This is a genomic window from Flavobacterium sp. GQ95, from assembly GCF_059758655.1.
This window is the reverse complement of sequence record NZ_JCAXEB010000008.1, coordinates 30,621-49,241: the sequence shown is the minus strand read 5'-3', so window position 1 is coordinate 49,241 and position 18,621 is coordinate 30,621. Positions and strand designations below refer to the sequence as shown.

22 protein-coding genes are annotated in these 18,621 nt (G+C 33.0%); 1 reads left to right on the top strand and 21 read right to left on the bottom strand.

The window, feature by feature from the left end:
• Positions 1-7: 7 nt before the first annotated feature.
• From AC6CH4_RS15830 to AC6CH4_RS15765, 14 genes are all read right to left on the bottom strand, one after another.
• A complete protein-coding gene (locus AC6CH4_RS15830; protein ID WP_498104602.1) occupies positions 8-646 on the bottom strand; it encodes a hypothetical protein in 639 nt (212 codons plus the stop codon).
• Between the two features lie 15 nt (positions 647-661).
• Positions 662-1,717 carry a hypothetical protein gene (locus AC6CH4_RS15825; RefSeq protein WP_498104600.1) on the bottom strand — a complete coding sequence of 352 codons (1,056 nt, stop codon included), beginning with the start codon at positions 1,715-1,717 and terminating at the stop codon, positions 662-664.
• Between the two features lie 143 nt (positions 1,718-1,860).
• Complete coding sequence (locus tag AC6CH4_RS15820) at positions 1,861-2,163, bottom strand: hypothetical protein (RefSeq protein WP_498104598.1); 303 nt, start codon at positions 2,161-2,163, stop codon at positions 1,861-1,863.
• The gene (locus AC6CH4_RS15815; protein ID WP_498104596.1) at positions 2,150-2,461 is read right to left on the bottom strand and encodes a hypothetical protein; all 312 of its coding nucleotides are present in this window, start codon (positions 2,459-2,461) and stop codon (positions 2,150-2,152) included. Before AC6CH4_RS15815 ends, AC6CH4_RS15820 begins: the two co-directional genes overlap by 14 nt.
• A gap of 220 nt (positions 2,462-2,681) precedes the next feature.
• On the bottom strand, positions 2,682-3,014 hold the full coding sequence (locus AC6CH4_RS15810) for a hypothetical protein (RefSeq protein WP_498104594.1): 333 nt from the start codon (positions 3,012-3,014) through the stop codon (positions 2,682-2,684).
• 5 nt (positions 3,015-3,019) lie between these two features.
• Entirely contained in the window at positions 3,020-3,490 is a 471-nt protein-coding gene (locus AC6CH4_RS15805) for a hypothetical protein (protein ID WP_498104592.1), read from the bottom strand.
• Between the two features lie 4 nt (positions 3,491-3,494).
• Complete coding sequence (locus tag AC6CH4_RS15800) at positions 3,495-3,977, bottom strand: M15 family metallopeptidase (protein WP_498104590.1); 483 nt, start codon at positions 3,975-3,977, stop codon at positions 3,495-3,497.
• A gap of 392 nt (positions 3,978-4,369) precedes the next feature.
• Positions 4,370-4,828, bottom strand: a complete 459-nt coding sequence (locus tag AC6CH4_RS15795) for a hypothetical protein (protein ID WP_498104588.1) — start codon at positions 4,826-4,828, stop codon at positions 4,370-4,372.
• 3 nt (positions 4,829-4,831) lie between these two features.
• On the bottom strand, positions 4,832-7,102 hold the full coding sequence (locus AC6CH4_RS15790) for a hypothetical protein (RefSeq protein ID WP_498104586.1): 2,271 nt from the start codon (positions 7,100-7,102) through the stop codon (positions 4,832-4,834).
• A gap of 35 nt (positions 7,103-7,137) precedes the next feature.
• Positions 7,138-7,482 (bottom strand): hypothetical protein, encoded by a 345-nt coding sequence (locus AC6CH4_RS15785; protein WP_498104584.1) that lies wholly within the window; start codon positions 7,480-7,482, stop codon positions 7,138-7,140.
• A gap of 424 nt (positions 7,483-7,906) precedes the next feature.
• The gene (locus tag AC6CH4_RS15780) at positions 7,907-8,332 is read right to left on the bottom strand and encodes a hypothetical protein (protein WP_498104582.1); all 426 of its coding nucleotides are present in this window, start codon (positions 8,330-8,332) and stop codon (positions 7,907-7,909) included.
• Between the two features lie 130 nt (positions 8,333-8,462).
• Positions 8,463-9,650 (bottom strand): DUF2586 domain-containing protein, encoded by a 1,188-nt coding sequence (locus tag AC6CH4_RS15775; RefSeq protein ID WP_498104580.1) that lies wholly within the window; start codon positions 9,648-9,650, stop codon positions 8,463-8,465.
• A gap of 306 nt (positions 9,651-9,956) precedes the next feature.
• Complete coding sequence (locus AC6CH4_RS15770) at positions 9,957-10,136, bottom strand: hypothetical protein (RefSeq protein ID WP_134151036.1); 180 nt, start codon at positions 10,134-10,136, stop codon at positions 9,957-9,959.
• A 112-nt stretch (positions 10,137-10,248) separates the two neighbouring features.
• Positions 10,249-10,824 (bottom strand): hypothetical protein, encoded by a 576-nt coding sequence (locus AC6CH4_RS15765; RefSeq protein ID WP_498104578.1) that lies wholly within the window; start codon positions 10,822-10,824, stop codon positions 10,249-10,251.
• Positions 10,825-11,107: 283 nt separating this feature from the next.
• Between AC6CH4_RS15765 and AC6CH4_RS15760 the strand changes: the two genes are divergently transcribed.
• Positions 11,108-11,908 (top strand): XRE family transcriptional regulator, encoded by an 801-nt coding sequence (locus AC6CH4_RS15760; protein ID WP_498104576.1) that lies wholly within the window; start codon positions 11,108-11,110, stop codon positions 11,906-11,908.
• Between the two features lie 95 nt (positions 11,909-12,003).
• On the opposite strand, the gene AC6CH4_RS15755 is transcribed toward AC6CH4_RS15760, so the two are convergent.
• From AC6CH4_RS15755 to AC6CH4_RS15725, 7 genes are all read right to left on the bottom strand, one after another.
• Complete coding sequence (locus AC6CH4_RS15755; RefSeq protein WP_498104574.1) at positions 12,004-12,222, bottom strand: hypothetical protein; 219 nt, start codon at positions 12,220-12,222, stop codon at positions 12,004-12,006.
• Positions 12,223-12,229: 7 nt separating this feature from the next.
• Entirely contained in the window at positions 12,230-13,090 is an 861-nt protein-coding gene (locus AC6CH4_RS15750) for a hypothetical protein (RefSeq protein WP_498104572.1), read from the bottom strand.
• 10 nt (positions 13,091-13,100) lie between these two features.
• On the bottom strand, positions 13,101-14,402 hold the full coding sequence (locus tag AC6CH4_RS15745; RefSeq protein ID WP_498104570.1) for a hypothetical protein: 1,302 nt from the start codon (positions 14,400-14,402) through the stop codon (positions 13,101-13,103).
• A complete protein-coding gene (locus AC6CH4_RS15740) occupies positions 14,395-14,952 on the bottom strand; it encodes a DUF6046 domain-containing protein (RefSeq protein ID WP_498104568.1) in 558 nt (185 codons plus the stop codon). Before AC6CH4_RS15740 ends, AC6CH4_RS15745 begins: the two co-directional genes overlap by 8 nt.
• A 17-nt stretch (positions 14,953-14,969) precedes the next feature.
• A complete protein-coding gene (locus tag AC6CH4_RS15735; protein WP_498104566.1) occupies positions 14,970-15,440 on the bottom strand; it encodes a hypothetical protein in 471 nt (156 codons plus the stop codon).
• Between the two features lie 64 nt (positions 15,441-15,504).
• Entirely contained in the window at positions 15,505-15,699 is a 195-nt protein-coding gene (locus AC6CH4_RS15730; RefSeq protein ID WP_498104564.1) for a hypothetical protein, read from the bottom strand.
• A gap of 388 nt (positions 15,700-16,087) precedes the next feature.
• A complete protein-coding gene (locus AC6CH4_RS15725) occupies positions 16,088-18,508 on the bottom strand; it encodes a beta strand repeat-containing protein (protein WP_498104562.1) in 2,421 nt (806 codons plus the stop codon).
• Positions 18,509-18,621: the final 113 nt, after the last annotated feature.

Below are 18,621 nucleotides of genomic sequence, written 5' to 3'. Positions count from 1 at the left end.
TTTGATACTATTTTTCTAAGACTTCTGGTGAATAAGGATAACTTTCATAACTTTTGCCAGCTAGTTTATAGAAGTTAAGGAGGTTGTGGAATTCAATGTTTGCCACTTTTATGGCCGCTGTTTTCGATACAGCTCCATCTTTATCTGGTTGGATTGTTATAGTTCCGTTTGTTATTAAAACTTCAGGTATAAATACTCTAAAATTAGCATAGGCCAGCGTGGTGTAATCTTTACGATGGGCTAGATAAACAGGTTTGTTATTTTTGTTTTTATATTCCTCTCGCTTAAATATTTTTAACAATGGAATCATTAACGTTCCGTCCGGTTCATAATACTCTTTATGGCGATATACATATTGCAAAGTAGGTTTGACCGATTCGTCTATATAAATTAACTCGTCTAATCGTTTTTGCTCCGTGCTTGTATTAGGATCATAAATTTTGGTTGGATTGAAGGTTTCGTTCAGTACTTTTTCCAGATAAATTACCTGGCCTGTATGCTGCATTTTATAAAGAGTCTCTTCATAAATGGAACGAATTGGCGATAGTAAAACATTGAGCCATTGCGCATGTGTTTTTTTTCTAAGAATAGGAGGGATGAGCCATAATAATAGCTTTTCCCATTTTAAAATCGTGTATTTATTCATTGTTCAAGTATTAGACTATTGTTTATCGCGGTAAAATGTATAAGGAATGTAGTTTACCTCAACTTCAAGGGTATCCAAATCAAAATACCCTGCTTTTGGAATGAAATATTCTATTCTGGTCACATCAGGAAGTGTCGGATTCGGCTCATCATTTGGATTTGTCGCCACGGCAGTTTGGACCTTTGTTAAAATCGGAATTTTAACCCCCAGCGCTTTCTGAATGGCATCAACCAAATATGTTTTGACAAAAGCGCCATTAAATTCGATGTTTCTTAAATGATCTTTTACAGCCTCAATCACTGGATATACCTGATTATTTGATATCAATGAACCATTTAATGGATCTAATTCATAACTTTCGGCTGGGACTATATCCTGATCTGAGTTGCTGTTTGAGATTTTTGTTTGATAGTATTCAATATCTTTCGGATTGATATAAATACTTAAAGGATCGATATAAACATTTAGACTTAGTTTCAGAATATCTCCCTGGTCAGAACTTATATAGACCTGATTTCCTGCATCTTTAATTTTGGAAATGTATTCTTTAAAGGCATAAAGTTCGTTGGGTACATCGATTCTGGAAATTTTATCCTCTTTTACAGTGGCAACTTTTATAAAAACAACTCCAACTTTATTATGGAAATAGTCAGAAAAAATTTCTTCTATTTCTTTGCTTGGGTTGAGGACTGTTTCTAAGTCAATTTCACTTACAGCACAATGTTTTATTATTTTAGACTCTTCAATTTCTGATTCTGTAAGACCTGTCGTATCAAATTGATACGAACCATCCTGCCAGATTAGGGACATTCCGTTACTCGAGTCTGGCTCTAATGGAACCCCATAATGAAAATTTAAAGCCTGATCTCTATACCAGTTTAAGGTGTGAGGCCTTGAAACCAAGGCATTTTTTTCGACTATTTTTTCGTGTACCCAAATTGCAGTAGCCACAATGTTAATCCAAAGCCTCCAAATGCTTGTCTTTGAGGAGCTTGTTAAGCCGTTTAGAGAGGGTTGGTTCCCTTTCTCAGTCAGAATTTCATTCTGTATTTCAGCAATTGTACGTGCCATATTTTATTTTTTAGATATAGTTTAGCCTGTAAGACATGTGTAATATGCTTATAGATAATTGTTTATGTTCTTTGTAAATACTACAGAGTTGTAGTTTTCTTTTAGAGATTACTAAAAGTTGAGATTAGATTTTTGATAATTGATTAATAGATGATGAAGTCATCTTCAATAATCATATAATCAATTCCGGAGAAGTTATCCAGTAAAAATTCTTCTTCTTCAGTAAGTGAAGTCGCCGGTTTTAGATTTCTGGAATTGTAATATTCAACAATATCCTTTTTAAAGGCTTCTCTGCCTATTTTTAAATCCTGGTATACAGAAATGCCTTCTGTAATGTTAAATTGATCATTGTCTTCCAAAAGGTCGAATACTTTTTCTATACTTCCGTATTCTTGCAAGGACATGTCAAAAATGTTTTGATTTTCCTGTGGTTTAATAGTTCCCATCGATTTTAATGTTTTGTAAATCGTTAACATCTAATGTTTTCACATAAAAGTTGTCATACGATAATTGTTTGTCTATTTCGTTTTCTAGCCTTAGCCTGGAGGTTGCATCCGGACTGTTAATGTATTTTTTAATTCCTACTCCAAGTATCGGAAACTCTTTGTAGCTTCCTTTTTGGCTTAGCAAAAGGTGTTCGATGTTTTGCTGATCTGAATCTTTAATGGCGAAATCACCTTTTAAATCACCTTCGAAATCACCTTTTATGATTAACAAATCTTCTTCTATGATAAAATCTTTCATCTGTGCTTTTTGCTTTTTTATGGGTTAATATCCTCTTTTGAATCTGCGCGCCATATCCAAAAAATGATGTTTTATTTGATACTGTAAAAATAAGCTATGCTTTCTCCTTAACCAAGATTTTAAGGATCAGTAATCAGTAGTTTCAGTAAGTTCAAATATGTATTTAAGTATTTGTTTGTTAGTGTTTTATCTTGTTTTTAATTGTTTGAAAACAAGATTTTTAAACACCTGGAATAACCAGCTCGATAATAACCCTGAAAATTGTTTTTACAATGTTATTTTTAAGTGTATTCAATCTGATTTTTGATATTCCGGTAGTTTGTAATGCTTGTAAAGCAACCAAATCAAGTTGACTTTTTAAGAGCCATTCTAATTCTTCTTCAGTTAGGGCAGAAGTAGAGAAAAGTAAGATCCAGCGTTCGAGTTTTTCTTTGGATGTTTCTAAAAACGCATTCAGGTCTTTTTCTAATTCTGGTTTAATGTCTTTATAATTATTGGTTATAATAGTTTTTAATCTGCTTTTTAACTCTTTTAATAATGTATCGTTGTCCATAGCTTTTATTTGTTGAAGTTGATTAAATCTAAAAGAGCATCTTTTGATTCTTTGTCTTTTTTACTTTCATATTGAATAAGTAAATCCAAAGCATTTATAACCTGTTTTTCAGATTCGGCTACAAAAACAGGAGATAAAGTTCCTTTAGTTTCCCAACGTTTAAAAAATCCGGATAATAAGTTTTTTTCTTTATCGCTTAGAATTTTCCACATCGCAAAAGTGATTTCGTTATTGGGTTTGCTTTTTTCATATTCAACCAATTTTTCAATGTTTAACAACAGAGATTCAACTTCTTTTTTATTAGAAGTATAAGGCGTTACTGCTTTATCCATCAATTTGGCCGTTTCAATTTTTAACTCTGTTGTTTTTTGATAGGAATATTGATCGAATAAGGCTGTTCTGGTCGAAGTACAGGAAACAACTGCAAAAGAAATCGCAATTAAAAAAGGTATGAGTTTTAATTTAAACTGTTTCATTTGTTTATTTATATAAGATTACATAGTTTTTTTTATCACGTTTTAGCTTACTGAGTACTTTCCAGTCGCTATAACCCTTTTTATCAAAGTGCGGAAGATCCTTAAAGGTTTTCCAGTCACCGCCCCAGTTCCAGTTGTATTTGGCGAAAACTTTGACACATTCCTGCCAATCAGAAATTTGGTCGTTGTCCCAGTCTTTTGCTGTATCCCAGGAAGCTGTTTTGCCATCTATAATAAGACAGATGTCTACAGCAAAACCGTAATTGTGAATAGATTGACCGCCTTTGGCATTCGTAACTTTTTTCCCAGGCTTAGTTCGGCCAAAAGCGTAAAGATCTTCTTGTTCCTGAAAAGTTCTGAGACTTTGTGTAATGCGCACTTTTGCTCTTCCGTTTAAAGCAAGATCACATTCCTCGATAATTTTGGTAACTTCTTCCCTGACCGAAGGATGAAGCAAATCAATGTGTTTTTTTGTTGTTTGATCCATATTTGTATGTATTAATGATTTCAATTTTGAGAATAAAAAGCCTTTCCCGATGGTTCGAAAACAATCACGGTATTCATTAAGCGGTAAGATGATTTGTGTTTTTAGATTTATTTTCGGTTAAAAGAATTCCTTAAATAAATCCTGAAAATGTTTCTTTTTTTGATCTCGATTCTGATGGGATATGTGCTTTTAATTGTACTGTAAAAATACGCCGAAATAGCGTGTTTGGAAAATAATATAAGGTTGTAAATCAGTAGTTTCAGTAGAAGAGGTTGTGGTTTTTTAGTGCTTTGTTTTGTAGTTTTAAATTAAGATAAAAGACAAAAAAAACGCCCGTTTTTCTAGAGTAGAAAAACGGGCGTTTTTAATAAATTATGTTTTTGTAATCAAATTTAATCGATACTTAAATACATGGGTTTGTTTTCATCCAGACATTCTTTTGCAATTAAATAAATATCATTAAAAGCTACTAGACGACCATCTGTTGGAGCTTGATCCCTTGTGTCAACTTTGATTTCTTTATCAAAAACAATTATAGTATATCCATCTTTTGCAGCTTTTCTAATAGATAATATGTGATTTATTTCGCGTTCAAAAATAATTTTTATTCCTGAAATTTCTTCCATTGATAATTCAATATCCATTATTCCCTTTTTGCCAGCTTTTTCTGGAATGACTTCTTTTAGTAATTCTAAAACAATAGGGTATTTCAAATCTAGGTTTTCATTGCTACCCCATTTTTTGTTTTTAGATTCTAAATCAACAGGATAAAAATCTCTATATGTTTTCTCCTTTATGGTTGAATTACTAATAAATATCCAATCTCCATTTTTGTATAAATGATTGCCCATATTTTATTCTTTTAAAAATTTAATAATGACCTCTTCTCTTGTCCATTCTCCTTGAAATTCAACTTTGGTATATCCATTTTCTTTTGCCCATGCTCCTGTAATAGTTTCAAAAGCGGCTTCTTCTTCATCCATTCCACTATCTATAGCTTTCCAAAACTTTTTAAGATTAATAGACTCTCCGCCGTAATGTGCATAGTATTCAGGATATTTTATCCACATACCAAACATACCATTTATTTCAGGTACTTTCTTACTATTTTTCATGAAAGTATGCGCGTCATCAAAAACTATTTTCCCTAAACCGCTATATTGTTCATTAATTTTTGATGGAATATTAAAATCAAGATATAAAATTTCTTCATTTTGTTTGACAGGCAAATCGTATTTTTTTGCAGATTCAATATCTAATAATTTTATTTCGCATTTTAAATCTGTTTTGCTGCCTTTTTTAATCGTTCCAGCTTCTTTTATCGCATTAAATTCGTAAGTGATGCCTTTTTTTGCTCCATATCGCATATTACGAGTAATGAAACCAACGCTTTCTCCTGTTTCATCAATTAATTCAACTTTATTCGCAATGCCTAATTGATTTACATCTGCTAAAGTAATTATTTTCCGATCATTTAACATTGCTTGTTTGGCAAATTTCTCAAACTGTCTTTCACTCATTTTAGAAACATCTTTCCCTGTTTCTGCTTCCACAATTCTGTTTGCTTCATCTGCCACTTTTTTTATTTCTTTGGCATCTTCTGCTGTTTCTGCCAACTCGGCTGCGACGTTTCCTTCTTTTGCTATTTTAGATAAGTTAGGTAATCCGAAAGAAGCAAGATCTACAGTTACACTAAAAGCAATCCACAGCTTGGCTAACCAGCCATAACCGTTTTCGTGCCATTTTTCTAAAGTTCCATTGCTTAACATAGCATAATGAGTAGCGTCTTTTGCCAAAACAACTCCTGCAATTGCTCGTGCCACAATAGGCGCTCCTTTTGCCAACACTACACGCAATGCACCATAAGCAGATAATAAACTCAATAAATCTGTAGCAACATTAAACAAATCCCAGTTCGATTGTTTAGTAGCCATGTTATGGAGTTTTAACGCAATCACAAAAGTGTTTTCATCGCCTGTTTGTTCGCCTAAATTCCCCAGTTTTGTTCCGAAATTTAATTTTGCTAATGGATTAAAACCTTTGTTTGCTATATAATTTTCCGTAAAAGGTATTTCCATAGGATTTTTAAATCCTACTTTTGGTCCCATTTTCGTTGAATTTTTATAATTGTTTATCAAAATTTCTCCTCCAGACCAATCCGTTTCGACATGAGTGTCTCTAAACAAATAATAACTATTATCAAAATATACAGTATCTGCTGTTTTTGAAGTATCGAATTCATCAACCAAACGAGTTAAGAAACGAAGTAGATGTTGCATTTCTTCTCCTTGAAGCCTTGTGTATATTTTATATAATAACTCACTATCGTTAAGAATCATGTATAAACTTTTCCTGTCTTTAATCGCATAAAGAATTTGTAAAATAGCTTTATCTTCATTTGTCCCAACTGATCCTCCAAGTACATACATATCGTTTAAAATGAGATCCAGATGTTTGTATAAATCTGCATCTTCCATTTTACCAAATAAAATTTTAGGAAGAGATTCATAAATGACGTCTAATTTATTAGGATCATTTTTGGCTTCTTTTATATTTTTAAGATATAAATTGATAATAGCTGTGTTACCTGTATCGCTATATTTGATTCCTAAGGATTTAAAAAGAGCCATGAAAAGATCAAAATCATGAACCGTAAATTTGAATGCAGTTTCAGTTAAATCATTGTTGAAAATCGTTAGTATAAAATCGGTTTGTTCAGTTCCAATTTCAATAAATGCCTGAAAAGTGCCTGGTACTAAATTGATGCCCTTAAACTGATTCCATTTTAAAAGAATTCCACCTTCTTTTACATTTCCCTGACTATCGTTATAAGTGAAATTTTCGAAGCCATCGGGCATACTATTTGGAATAGCAACTAAATCATGAAATAACATGCGGTCATGGACTTTTCCAATTTGATTTTTAATACTTTCTATAATTTTTGTTACCGAAACAAGAGTAATGCCGTTATTTATAGTAGAGCTGCTAACATATTTAATCATCTCAGCACTATTTTTATCATCTTCTATTTGCTGACGCCAAATGCTGAGCATAATTTGCCTAAACCGGGCCATTTCAGAAGCACTGGTGTCTTTTAGTTCTATATCATGGTTTTTAATAATCATTTGGATAGTTTTTTAAGGAGAACAGAAAAAGGGTTTTATATTACCTCGACTTTTACTGGTTTAGGTTGAATATGATCTGAGAATGCCGTGGTAATGTTAAGACGTAAATCATCTTCTTGTTCAATTTTGCCATCACCACCCAAATAACAGTTTTTGAATAATACTTCAAGCGCTTTAAATTCATCCATTTTTGAAGCTTGTAAAACTGCAGAGCGAATACTCATATCCGGTTTTTTGAAATAGGCAAACAGAGGAGTTTCATCATCATCTGTAATGGTGAGTTTGACTACTTTTTTATGTTTGTATTTCCACTGGTTTAGTTGTGCTTGTGTGATGTTTCCGTCAAGAACATCGGCAGTTTTTGAGATTGATTTTTCCATTTTGAACGCTGTTATTTGTTTTTATGATTGGGTAATTGATGTCTGATGTAGTGGTGTCTGTTTTTGTTATTGAAATACTGCCAGACACAGGTATAAATGTCATTTCTGTTATGCTAACGGATTGACGTTCTTTTATTTATTTATTTATTTATTTATTTATAGAAATTGATTATGTAGATAAGCGGATTTTAAAAAAAAGAGGCTGCCTGAGTTATTTTTTTGAAGTTAATAAGCTCAAAGCAGCCTCCTGAAGTAGATTCCCAGCTTAAAACGGACTAATAAAGAGCGTGTAGAATAGATTGCTTGCAAAAATCATGTTGCTTTGAACTCCTTTTTTGCGTAACGCATTTGGTATTGGTTTTCTCTTTTTAGTCGGTTTTAAGGCAGGGAAGGGGATTATGGTTTTAGGTATTTATCCTGAAGATTAGTTCCACTCAACGTGAGAACAGATTAAGTCAAAAGAAACCGCGATTTTGGTATCTCCCTGGCTAATTCCTCTGCTGTTTGAGTTAAACTCACAGTTTCTTACTGTGTGAGTGATCACTTCATTACTGTCATCTAAGTAACTTACAATGATGCTGAACGGATTAATATCCTGCAATCTTTGTGCTTTTGGCAAAGCTGCTAAAATAGCTTCTACTTCGTAGTTGTATAAAGTAATGGAAGCTTTTGCCTCGTATTTTCCTCTACCTCTGTGTACTGGCATGTCACCGGCACCGTAATGGTTTTCTTTAGATACTGAGTCGCTATAGTTTACAGCTGTAATACCGGTAACGATGTTACCTGCAATACTTACTTCAATTGATGACCAGCTGTGTTGTTGTCCGTTAATTAATGGTAATTTATTCATATGTAGCTTTATTTGTTTTTTAATAATCCCGATAACGCTCAAGGACTATAACCTTTATTCATTTGTGTTTGCAACAACTGAATTAGAGCGTTATCATTTGTGAATTTTTATTGTTTTTGTGAATTATAAATTATGCTTTGTCAATTCCGAAAGGATTTTTGAATCCTAAATCAACCATAATTTTACGGGCAGTTCCAATTGGTGTAATTTCAGCTTTTACTTTTAATTCTGAAGTTGCCAAAATGTTTTGTTTCGGATCAACATAAACATCAAAATCAGATACTTCCTGGTTGGCAACCATTGCTTCTAAAGCACTTCTGCATAAACCTTCAAAGCTTTTTGAAACTGATTGTGGTAATTTACCATCAATATCAACTAAAACCGGAGAGGCTAATTTTGGTAATAAAGCAGTACGCAATAAACGAGTTGCTTTGTTGATCGTACGGTTGTTTTCAACATAAGCAAAGTCTGATGTACCAGTAGTACAAGTAGAGCTGTCGTTAAAATAAACGCCTGGTAAACCAGTGTGTGTTCTTGCAAAAATGTATCTTTTTTCGTTTAGGTCGCTTAGTGTTCCAAGAGTTTTAACCTCTTCACCACCTACAAAACCTGCTTTTGCAAAACCTTCACCAGTTAAATTAAATTTTTCGATCCAGGCAATGTTCTCAGATACTTTTGCTTTCGAAATTGCGCCTAATGCCAATCCAACTGCTGCAGAGTCTGGGTATAATACAGCTTTTTCAACATCCATAGCGACAACGACAGAAACATTTTCTGCATTTAATTCAGCCAAAGAAGCGGCATCTTCAACATTAAAACCTTTTCCTTCCAGAATAACTTCAAAAGGCATATAATCTGTATAAGCAAGATTAGCTTGTGTTTGTGCTGTTGCTACCGCAGCTAATGTTTGCGCAAAAGTTGTTGGTCCGGCATGGATAATTGCCATTTGGCGAATGTTTCCATTAGCTTTTTCCTGCATATCTAATGCTTTCCCGGCAATGTCTTCATAAGAAGCTGCAATATCGTCATCAGCACCAGAACTAGCTTTCGTTTTCATAATGTACAAGTCTCCGGAAGGATTCATTCTGAAAAATTGTTGAACCTGATAATAAACAGATTGTGATTCACTATCATAACCTTCTGTAATGCCAAGCGCCTCGGCATCTTCTAATGATGCCAAACGTTCTACTTTGTCTAATTCTAATTTTGCAAGTGGTTTACCATCAAAAAGTAATCCCGAAACCATGTCCTGTTCTGGAGTTCTTCTTCCTAATCCGCCAGATAGCTTGTTAATCACTACATCGTTTAATGTACTCATAATATAAAATGTTTAATTGTTTAAAAAAATTTGTTTTTGTTTTTCCGCTCAAAAAAGGGCAAAAGAAGGACTGTAACAATTTGTTAAAATTGTTATTTTTAGTAATTTATTATTTAAAATGGTATTCGTAATCCGGAATCCAAAAAAGTAGAATTTCTATTTTGGACGATTTATAAAAACTGATTTTTTAATTGGATTTTCCTCTTGGCCGAGAGATAAATTTGCTTTTGATATCAAGTACAAATTTAAGGCTCAGGATTGCTTTTTCCAATTTTTGTGATTGTCAAAACCAGTAGTTTCAGTCTTTTAAGCTCTGGCTTCTGTAGCGAGACCTTCATTTATAATAGTATAAATAGTACGCTCTGTTAAGAACAGGGTATCTGAAAGTTCAGATACTACAACTTTCATTTGTTTAGCTTGATTTCTATTTAGATAATTAATAACGTAATCTCTTCTTTTGTCTAATAGTGTTCTGCTTCTTCTCATTTGTGGTATTTATAGTAGGGTTAATTTTTAATTTGTTTTTGGCTTTTTTATAGTTTTTAATTTTGTGTCATATAAATCGGGGTGATGGCAATTTAAATGAGACTGTTAATAATTAAGTAGTTTTGTTTAGTTCTATATCTCCTTCAATTTGATTTGGGTTTATTTCGATAATTCCGGAAGTTAAATCGTATCCCAGCTCTTCTAAATCCTCGTTACTAAGTCCGTTGTTAAAAAGAATATATTTCTTTTTTAGAATATTTTCAATTAATGTCGTTTTATAAGTGATCTCCCAGATGAAATAATCATTTTTATTCCAATAGGTATCTTCATTTGTGCATTGCTTTTCTTTTACTTTAAAAGTAGAATGCGTGTCTATAAGAGCATTACTGGTGTTATTAGACAAGACGGCTTTATCAATACGCTGAGCAATATCAAATGCATTGGCATAACTTGTTGAAGAAATAGTATCAACAGGTAATACAATATACAGGCAAAAGGATACATCGGCTTTGTAATTTTTTTCAGAGGATGTCTCCCAGTTGATATTGTCATATTTAAACATTACTACTGGTGTTTCAATAGAAGTTTTAAAAACAGTATCACTGTAAAGTTGAACTGTTGGCGCATCAGAAGGAAATGCTGTTTCGATGGCACTTTTTTTCTCGGTATAAAAATCTTTTAGAATCATATGATGGATTATTTTTTTACAAATATACAACATATGTTTTAATATATACAACATATTACTCTTTATTTTGCAATAGTTTCAGTAATATGATTTAATTATTTTGATATTATTGGAACATATCGATAAGAAAGAAGTTACAAAATCGCTGTAAATCAGCTATTTTTTGAAAATAATTACGGAAAGACGTAATTATTTATTATATTTATTTAATTTTGCAACATATAGTGGAATGTTTTACGTTATATAAACATATTACATAAAAAAAAATAAACGCAATTACAACATGGAGATACACACTAAGATAAAACGTATTATAGATGAGATGAAGTTGAATAATAACTCATTTGCGAAATTAATAGGAGTAACCAGTACCACAATAGACAGTATTACTATTGGAAGATTACAAGCCGACGGAGATAGAAAAAGAACCAAACCTGGTTTTGATTTGTTGCAAAGTATAATTACACATTGCAATGTAAATCCCGATTATTTTTTTGGAGACAGCGACGAAATTTTTGCCAATAAAACAAATGCTGAAGTTGGTCTGAATCTGCCAAAAGTTATTACGGTAAATGAAGATGGAGAAGAAAATATTAATTTTGTTGGAGTAAAAGCACGAGCGGGGTATTTAGATGGTTATGCTGATCCGGAATACATGGAAACGCTTCCTTCATTCAGTATGCCAATGCTAAAGAACGGAACTTACAGATGTTTTGAAATAAAAGGAAACTCTATGTCAACAACAATACATGACGGAGATTATCTTTTTGGAAAATATGTTGATAATTTTGATGATATTCTGGATGGCAGAATTTATGTTATTATCAGCAAGAATGATGGAGTAGTGGTAAAAAGGGTTTTGAACCGAATTAGAGAAAGTGGAAAATTAATCCTTAAATCAGACAACAGAGACGGAAATTACCCAATGTATTCTATTTATGCTGAGGATATTTTGGAGGTTTGGTATGCGAGTATGTATGCTTCAAAACAAATGCCGGATCCAATTAATATTTATGAAAAGATTCATGATCTCGAAAGTAAATTCTATGAAATGGAAGAGACTTTAAAGAAAAAACTGAATTAAGATTTGTAAAAAAGACTTCGATATTGAAGTTTTTCAAATAAAAATCCCTCTTGCTATAAAAGTAAGAGGGATTTTTAACATTAATTCAAAATCATTTAGGAGATTCCTCCAGTTCCAGTTCCGGTTTGTGCTGATGCAGAACCCGTTGTGGTTACTGTCGTAGTAACAAGTCCTGATTTTACAAATGTGTCAATGGCGGTGGCTAATTTTGCAGCAATGTTATCTATAGAGGAAGAACCATCATCTGTTTTTCCTTTCTCTTCAATTAAAAGAGATTTTATTGCTTGTTCTAAAACTGATTTATTTAAAGGCATAGTTTTATTATTTTAGTAGTTGTGTCAGATTTGTTTTTATTGTCATAAGTTTAGCTAAATTGATTGGAGGTCCCGACGGTCCAACTGGTGTGGTTACTGTAATTTTGCTAATTTCATCAATCAATTCTTCTAATTTTGATTTTAAACTTTTTCCGCCAACATCAATTTTAAATCTATCATCCATTTCAAAAGTTAGATTATCTTTTTTAAATGAAGTTTTAGCATCTGAAATTATAGCTTCAAAACCATCTTTGATCGTTACTTTTGATTCTTTGTCTTTTAAAGTGAATAGCGTATTTCCCTCATTAATACTGATTTTTTGTTCATTAATATTGAAACTGTTTTTAGAAATTTCCTTACCATTTGCATCATAAAAAGAGGTACTAATGTTTGGATTTGAAGTGTTACCGGTAAATTCTAATTGAGCAATGTTTTTGTAGGTTGGTGCCGAAGTCGATGAAGGATCATTATTTTCTTTTTCCTTAAACAACATGTGAAATTTATCTACATTCGTATCAATTTCCAGATAATGATTTTGATCATTTTTGAAACGGATAAAAGTGCGTTCGATCTCTGAAAACTGCGAAATAAATGCTCTCGTTTCGACTCCGTCAATAATTGTGGCCAAAACCCAACTGTCTTTTTTGGGAACCGTAATGATTCCTTGTTCCAAATCCAGGATCGAGGCTTTTAATCTGACATTCTTAATGATGGCACCATCTGCCCGCATGACATTTACAGTATAAGCATCTTGCGGATTATGAAGTGATGCTGCCTCTGTATTTATTTCAATAACTTTTGCCGCAAAAGTTTCGATAATTTGATTTTTGCTCGCGACATCTTTTATTAGATCTGTTATATTTCCCATTTTTGTGTTTTTAGATTGCTTCTACTCTTCGTCCGATATAAATCCTTTGTCTATAGCCGTTTTCACCAAAACTTCGTTCTACTTTTTCTACCTGAAAAGTTCCGTTTTTTTCTTTATCCTTAGCGTTTTCAAGAATCACCTGATCGGTAGGTCGAACAAATGGCTCGCCAAAAGTGAGAAATGAACCTTCAAACCCACTTGGCTTAGATTCCATTGCCCTTAAAGCGGCATATTGATACAATTCTGAAGATACTTGTGTTGTTTCTTTTTTGAAAGCTGCAGGATCTCTTGGCAATTCATCCGTATCATTATGTAATACATGAGTTTTTGCCAGTTGCCCATTCGGATCGCCTAATTCAACATAAATTGGTGTGTTTGAGTTCTTAAAATATTTTTCTACACGAGTGCGTGTGTTTTTTGTCGACTCATTAACCACGATTAATTTATCTTCTATAATATTATAACGAAATCTAAAACGGACTTTTCCGGTAAAACGATCAGAAACTGATCGGGTAGCTTTACTTAATTGCGAACTTAAAAGGCTAAGTCCCTGATTAATTAATTTTTTCACAAGAACTCCTGCTAACGGGCTTTTAATGAAATTTCGGTCTATAAAACCGGCTAATTCAGTCGTAGTATGTTGTTGCGGATTATTTGTAATGGTTAGGACAGGACCAGTTTCTTCAGTTTTAAAATAGGTGTAAATTCCTTTGTCTTTTAACATCTCAAAAACTTGTGATAAACTTTGATTTCTGCTAATTATTACATTTCCCAGATTTTCATCAAGTGCATTTACTTTAAAAGGTAGTTTCAACTCCTTACTTCTTTTTTCAAAAAAAGTTTTAGGATTAAAATTTTCAATATTTGTGGTTGGGTTTGTTGCCACAACATTCAAAGGATCATTCGGGTTCTGAACATCAGCATCTTTTACAGCTTTTACCTTTTTAAAGGCATACATCGCATCTTCGCAGGTTATGGTGGCTGTTATATCGGATTGAACTCCGGTGATGTAGCCTCTAAAAGCAGGTTTGTAATCGCCATCGTATCCTAAAAATATTTCGATATAATCTTCCAGTTTAAAAAAATCATGAATTGTTTTTTCTTCACCAGTTGCATCAGTAAACAAGCTCCGATCGAATCCTTTGGTGTCCGTATATACTTTTTTTGGCATTATAATCGTGGCTGTATCCGTCAGGGATTTGTACGAACTGTTTATGTCGACATTTTTGACATAAGTAAATTCATAAAATTTGGGAGTAGGAATAAGTCTTACCGTTTCGTAAACTCTAATTTTAGCATTTAGTTTAAGCATTGTCTCTAATTATTAGTTCTACAGTTTCGTCTGATGTGGCGCTGGCAGTAAATTTTTGAATATTTTTTGTTCCGGAAATAGAAGGAATAGAATAAGAATCGATAACCAGTTCATAAATACCAAATCGGTTCAAAATAGCATGTGTTACTCTTAAAGAATAAGGAGCATTTAAGAATTGTTTCAATAAAAACAGTTTTTCCTTTGGATATTCGTCGCCTGTTTCATTGGCGATTAGCCCTTCTATGGAAATACTAAAATCACCATTTGTAATGTGTTCTTTGATGGTTGAATCTCTTCCTTCAATTCCCTCTTTTTTTATAATTTTTGAACGATTTAGATTGACAGTAACGGCATCGATTCGCAAACTTGGCAAATTAAGATCGTTTTTTGCGAGAGGCTCAAAAACTAAAGGAGCGAAGACTCTTAAGTTAAATTCACCTCCGGTTTTATCGATGATAAAATCTTTTGACTCAGATTCGTTGTAGTTAATACCACTATATTCGATTTCTTTGGTATCTAAAATTTCGTTTACATTAAAATTGAATTTCATAATTATATTTTTTGTTTTTAATTTGAAAATGTTTGTGCAAAGGCTGTCATGAGTGTGTTTTCCATTCTTTTCTCATTGTGTTTTTGTAGCCAAAGCGCTTCTTCGAGTAATTTATAGAACTCGTCCATTGCTAATTGATACGGATCTACCTGAAAAGCATGTCTGATAAGTGCAGCCGATTTTTTGAATTCATCTTTTTGTGGAGTTGCATCAATAGTGAATTCACTATCCTTTTTGATCAGGGCTACAATAGAATTTCCTGCAGAAAGCATGAATTCATCATCATAATTTTCCTGATCAAGCACGCATTCTTTGAATAAAAACAGAATCGCTTCATGCGGATTGTCTTTATATAAATTTTGATAGTTTAAGAATATAGTAAAGGATGGTTTTTTGCAGTAAGTTGTTGTTAATTGGTCGGCTGAGGTTACTTTTAATACTGTACCGTATTTTTCTTTTAGTTTTTGGAGTGCTATTTCGTCTGGCATTTTTATGGTTTTAGGAATTTTGTCTTTTTTTATGAATAAGAATTAAGCTGTATGATTTCGAATATTAAATGCCGCTGTCTCTGCTTTCTTTTTTAATGACTTCCGCCAGGTTTTCACTTTTTTCAGATACATTTAAAGGCGTGATAGTAAAACTTTCTATAAAAATGCTCCCTTCTGATGCCTGCATTAAAGGATTTTTGAAATTACTCATGTCTGGTGTTTTAGGTGTTTCTCCTAAATCTTTTGGTGTATAATCCATGATTAGTTTATTGTTTTAATTGTTAATATGATTATTGAATGACTTGTATAGTTGAGGTGTCTGTTTTCTAAAATATTTAGAAAATAGAAGCTGTTTTTATGCCTTTTAGGCAAACTAATAGTTGGAATTAGAGTATGTAAAAGTAGGGCAGAAGTGCCTAAAAAACGAAAAATATGGGCTTCGTTTTCAGTAGTTTCAGTAAAAAATAAGTGTCTCTAAATTGTTGTTATTTAGTTTGTTGTCTGTTTAATAATTGAAATATTCATAAAAACAAAAGCCACCAAAAACAAGATTTTTTAGTCTTCTTTATGGTGGCTTTGTGCTAAATTGTGCTTAAAGTCAGATTTAAAAATTGTTTATGTTTTTGGTATTTGTTATTAATTGCTTATTAAGGTGTTACATCTGTAGTTGAGTATTGAATCCAACCACCTGTTGTTTTTTCATAGACTATGGCTCCTCCGGATATTGATAAGCAATGTACTCTGAATCCTGCTATCGCAGAAGGATAGGCAGAGTTCAAAGCTGTGCCAGATAAAGCTGATATGGTAGCATTTACTACAGCTCCCATATTGTCTGAATAGCTTTTTGTAACAATAGCTTTTCCTGTTGTATCAGCGGAAATCAATGCATTTGTCTGAGTTGGAAGCGTTGTTAAACCTGTACTGGCAGACAAAAATCTTGTAACACCGGCACCAGTACCCAGAGCAACAGTATCAGACGTAGTAGGAGAAAAAGCGCCATCCCAACCACCTATTAACGTATTGTTATTTCCCGTTGTTACTCCAGACTTTTGCTTGCTGTCAATAATTATATTATTACTTCCCGACGTGATGCTGGCATTTGTAATATTTTCAATTAGGATATTATTAGAGCCTGATGTAAGTGCTCTTCCAGATTGGTATCCCATAGTTATATTATAATTCCCAGTACTTGTCGTCCCTGTTTCACCATTGGATAAATAGCCTATCGCTGTATTGTAAATTCCAGTAATATTTTGTCCTGCACCAGCGCCTATTGCTGTGTTACCTATGGTAGTAGTGACTTTTTGTAATGAACCACTACCAACAGCTGTATTAAATGTTCCAGTAGTAGCTTTCCAAAGAGCAAAGTCTCCTATTCCAGTATTACTAATTCCGGAAACCAATGTAGATAAAGAGCCTGTTCCTATCGCTACATTATGACCTGCGCCACTAATAAGATTTTGCAACGCAGATGAACCTACTGCTACATTGTAGTTGCTGGTAGCGTTAGTCCATAAAGCGTACGCACCTACACCTGTATTATATGTCCCAGTAGTATTACTATTAAGTGATCCAGATCCTATACCTGTATTATAAGTTCCAGTAGTATTTAAGGACATACTATCTACATCTCCAACAACTAAATTATCTGTAGTCGTTCCAGCTCCTCTTCCTATTCTTACGCCATTTATTATTTTATCTACTCCGCCCAATTCTTGTAAAGGTGTATTATTTACTATACCTGATTGTGAATTTGAAACTGGTAATAGTGGATCTACTAGTGGAATATCATCTAACGTGGCTAAAGTATATTCATCGCTTTTAGTACCACCTTTATTTGGTAATTTAAAAATACCTGCTGTTGTTGCATTCTCGGTAACTATATGACTTATATTATCTCCTAAATTATCCGATGCAAAAGTAATTGCAGGCACCCTGCCTTCTCCTGTAGTAACAACTTTAATGCCCATATTTACAAAAGCTTGGTTTGCTCTGTCTAATGTAATTACACCGTCTACACCACCTATAGCTGATTGTAGATTAGCTGAAAAATCAACTAAACTTATTTGTTGATTTGTAGCTACAGACCCTACATCTAACACATTTTGTAAATCAGGAACTATTGGTGTTGGTATATCATCTATAGTAGCTAAAGTATAAGTTCCATCAGGTTTAAAAGGTAATCTATAATCAATATTAAAAGATGCTAAATTATTAGTAGGACTTAGAATATTTACGGTTCCAGAGTAACCACCAGAACTAATGTAATTATTAATATGCAAACCATATGCGTCTAAAGACGTCATAGAATTTCCTACATTATAATATCTACTAAAATTTGCTTGTATATTCGAATTTCTATCATCATTAGGATCATTTAAAAATGTAATATTTTTGCCGCTAATAGCACTACCAGCACCTACTACACTATCAATATTCGGAATACCTCCCTCAGTAATCTGATCTATTGTGGCTAAAATATAATTACCCCTAGGTCTATCAATTGGTAAACTATATGTGGTTTGACTTGTAGTGTTATAAGGAACTATAAGCGCATTAGACCACGCATTAGTTCCATTATCATTATTTGATAAAATTATGCCAGCATTTGTTGCTGATATATTGCTGTGAACATGTCCTGGTGCAGGTTCTGAATGACTTAAACTGGCAAATGTGTTGCCTAAAATCAAAGATGATTTAGTGCTTGTGTTACCTGTAACTAATTCAATAGTTCTTGAATCAGGATCTCCATTCAGTAGCTTCACTCTACTATTTCCTCCTTCGAATCGGGCAATATCTCCAGTTTCCAAAGTTTGTTGTAAATCCTGAGAACCTCCACAATCAATCCCAATATCCCCCGAGCCTAATATTGATTCTCCATTGATTGTTTTAAAATCAGATTTGTCTGTTTTAGAAGAAAGTAATTCGTCAATATCTTCAATATCTGCCACTGGAACTTTTTGGTCCTTATGTCGAAAAGAATCCCAGGTATCCCAAAATTGAGTTTGTGTCGGTTTTAGACCTTTTCTAAACCAGTTTTTGATTGTGTTTAATGTTTGTATTGCCATGTTTTTGTTTTTTTTTAAATTATTTAGTGTGGTTCTGATAAAAATCAACCTTCTGGATTAGGAGAAATAATGAATTTAGTTTAATTTCTTTGTGCTTGTAAACCAAACAAATA

Bases quoted from the DNA above. Each gene is read 5' to 3' on its own strand.
- AC6CH4_RS15800 (WP_498104590.1), bottom strand. From the start codon at position 3,977: ATGGATCAAACAACAAAAAAACACATTGATTTGCTTCATCCTTCGGTC.
- AC6CH4_RS15745 (WP_498104570.1), bottom strand. From the start codon at position 14,402: ATGCTTAAACTAAATGCTAAAATTAGAGTTTACGAAACGGTAAGACTT.
- AC6CH4_RS15725 (WP_498104562.1), bottom strand. From the start codon at position 18,508: ATGGCAATACAAACATTAAACACAATCAAAAACTGGTTTAGAAAAGGT.
- AC6CH4_RS15735 (WP_498104566.1), bottom strand. From the start codon at position 15,440: ATGCCAGACGAAATAGCACTCCAAAAACTAAAAGAAAAATACGGTACA.
- AC6CH4_RS15765 (WP_498104578.1), bottom strand. From the start codon at position 10,824: ATGATTCTAAAAGATTTTTATACCGAGAAAAAAAGTGCCATCGAAACA.
- AC6CH4_RS15770 (WP_134151036.1), bottom strand. From the start codon at position 10,136: ATGAGAAGAAGCAGAACACTATTAGACAAAAGAAGAGATTACGTTATT.
- AC6CH4_RS15785 (WP_498104584.1), bottom strand. From the start codon at position 7,482: ATGGAAAAATCAATCTCAAAAACTGCCGATGTTCTTGACGGAAACATC.
- AC6CH4_RS15815 (WP_498104596.1), bottom strand. From the start codon at position 2,461: ATGAAAGATTTTATCATAGAAGAAGATTTGTTAATCATAAAAGGTGAT.
- AC6CH4_RS15780 (WP_498104582.1), bottom strand. From the start codon at position 8,332: ATGAATAAATTACCATTAATTAACGGACAACAACACAGCTGGTCATCA.
- AC6CH4_RS15820 (WP_498104598.1), bottom strand. From the start codon at position 2,163: ATGGGAACTATTAAACCACAGGAAAATCAAAACATTTTTGACATGTCC.
- AC6CH4_RS15805 (WP_498104592.1), bottom strand. From the start codon at position 3,490: ATGAAACAGTTTAAATTAAAACTCATACCTTTTTTAATTGCGATTTCT.
- AC6CH4_RS15750 (WP_498104572.1), bottom strand. From the start codon at position 13,090: ATGGGAAATATAACAGATCTAATAAAAGATGTCGCGAGCAAAAATCAA.
- AC6CH4_RS15795 (WP_498104588.1), bottom strand. From the start codon at position 4,828: ATGGGCAATCATTTATACAAAAATGGAGATTGGATATTTATTAGTAAT.
- AC6CH4_RS15830 (WP_498104602.1), bottom strand. From the start codon at position 646: ATGAATAAATACACGATTTTAAAATGGGAAAAGCTATTATTATGGCTC.
- AC6CH4_RS15730 (WP_498104564.1), bottom strand. From the start codon at position 15,699: ATGGATTATACACCAAAAGATTTAGGAGAAACACCTAAAACACCAGAC.
- AC6CH4_RS15740 (WP_498104568.1), bottom strand. From the start codon at position 14,952: ATGAAATTCAATTTTAATGTAAACGAAATTTTAGATACCAAAGAAATC.
- AC6CH4_RS15790 (WP_498104586.1), bottom strand. From the start codon at position 7,102: ATGATTATTAAAAACCATGATATAGAACTAAAAGACACCAGTGCTTCT.
- AC6CH4_RS15775 (WP_498104580.1), bottom strand. From the start codon at position 9,650: ATGAGTACATTAAACGATGTAGTGATTAACAAGCTATCTGGCGGATTA.
- AC6CH4_RS15755 (WP_498104574.1), bottom strand. From the start codon at position 12,222: ATGCCTTTAAATAAATCAGTTTTAGAACAAGCAATAAAATCTCTTTTA.
- AC6CH4_RS15760 (WP_498104576.1), top strand. From the start codon at position 11,108: ATGGAGATACACACTAAGATAAAACGTATTATAGATGAGATGAAGTTG.
- AC6CH4_RS15825 (WP_498104600.1), bottom strand. From the start codon at position 1,717: ATGGCACGTACAATTGCTGAAATACAGAATGAAATTCTGACTGAGAAA.
- AC6CH4_RS15810 (WP_498104594.1), bottom strand. From the start codon at position 3,014: ATGGACAACGATACATTATTAAAAGAGTTAAAAAGCAGATTAAAAACT.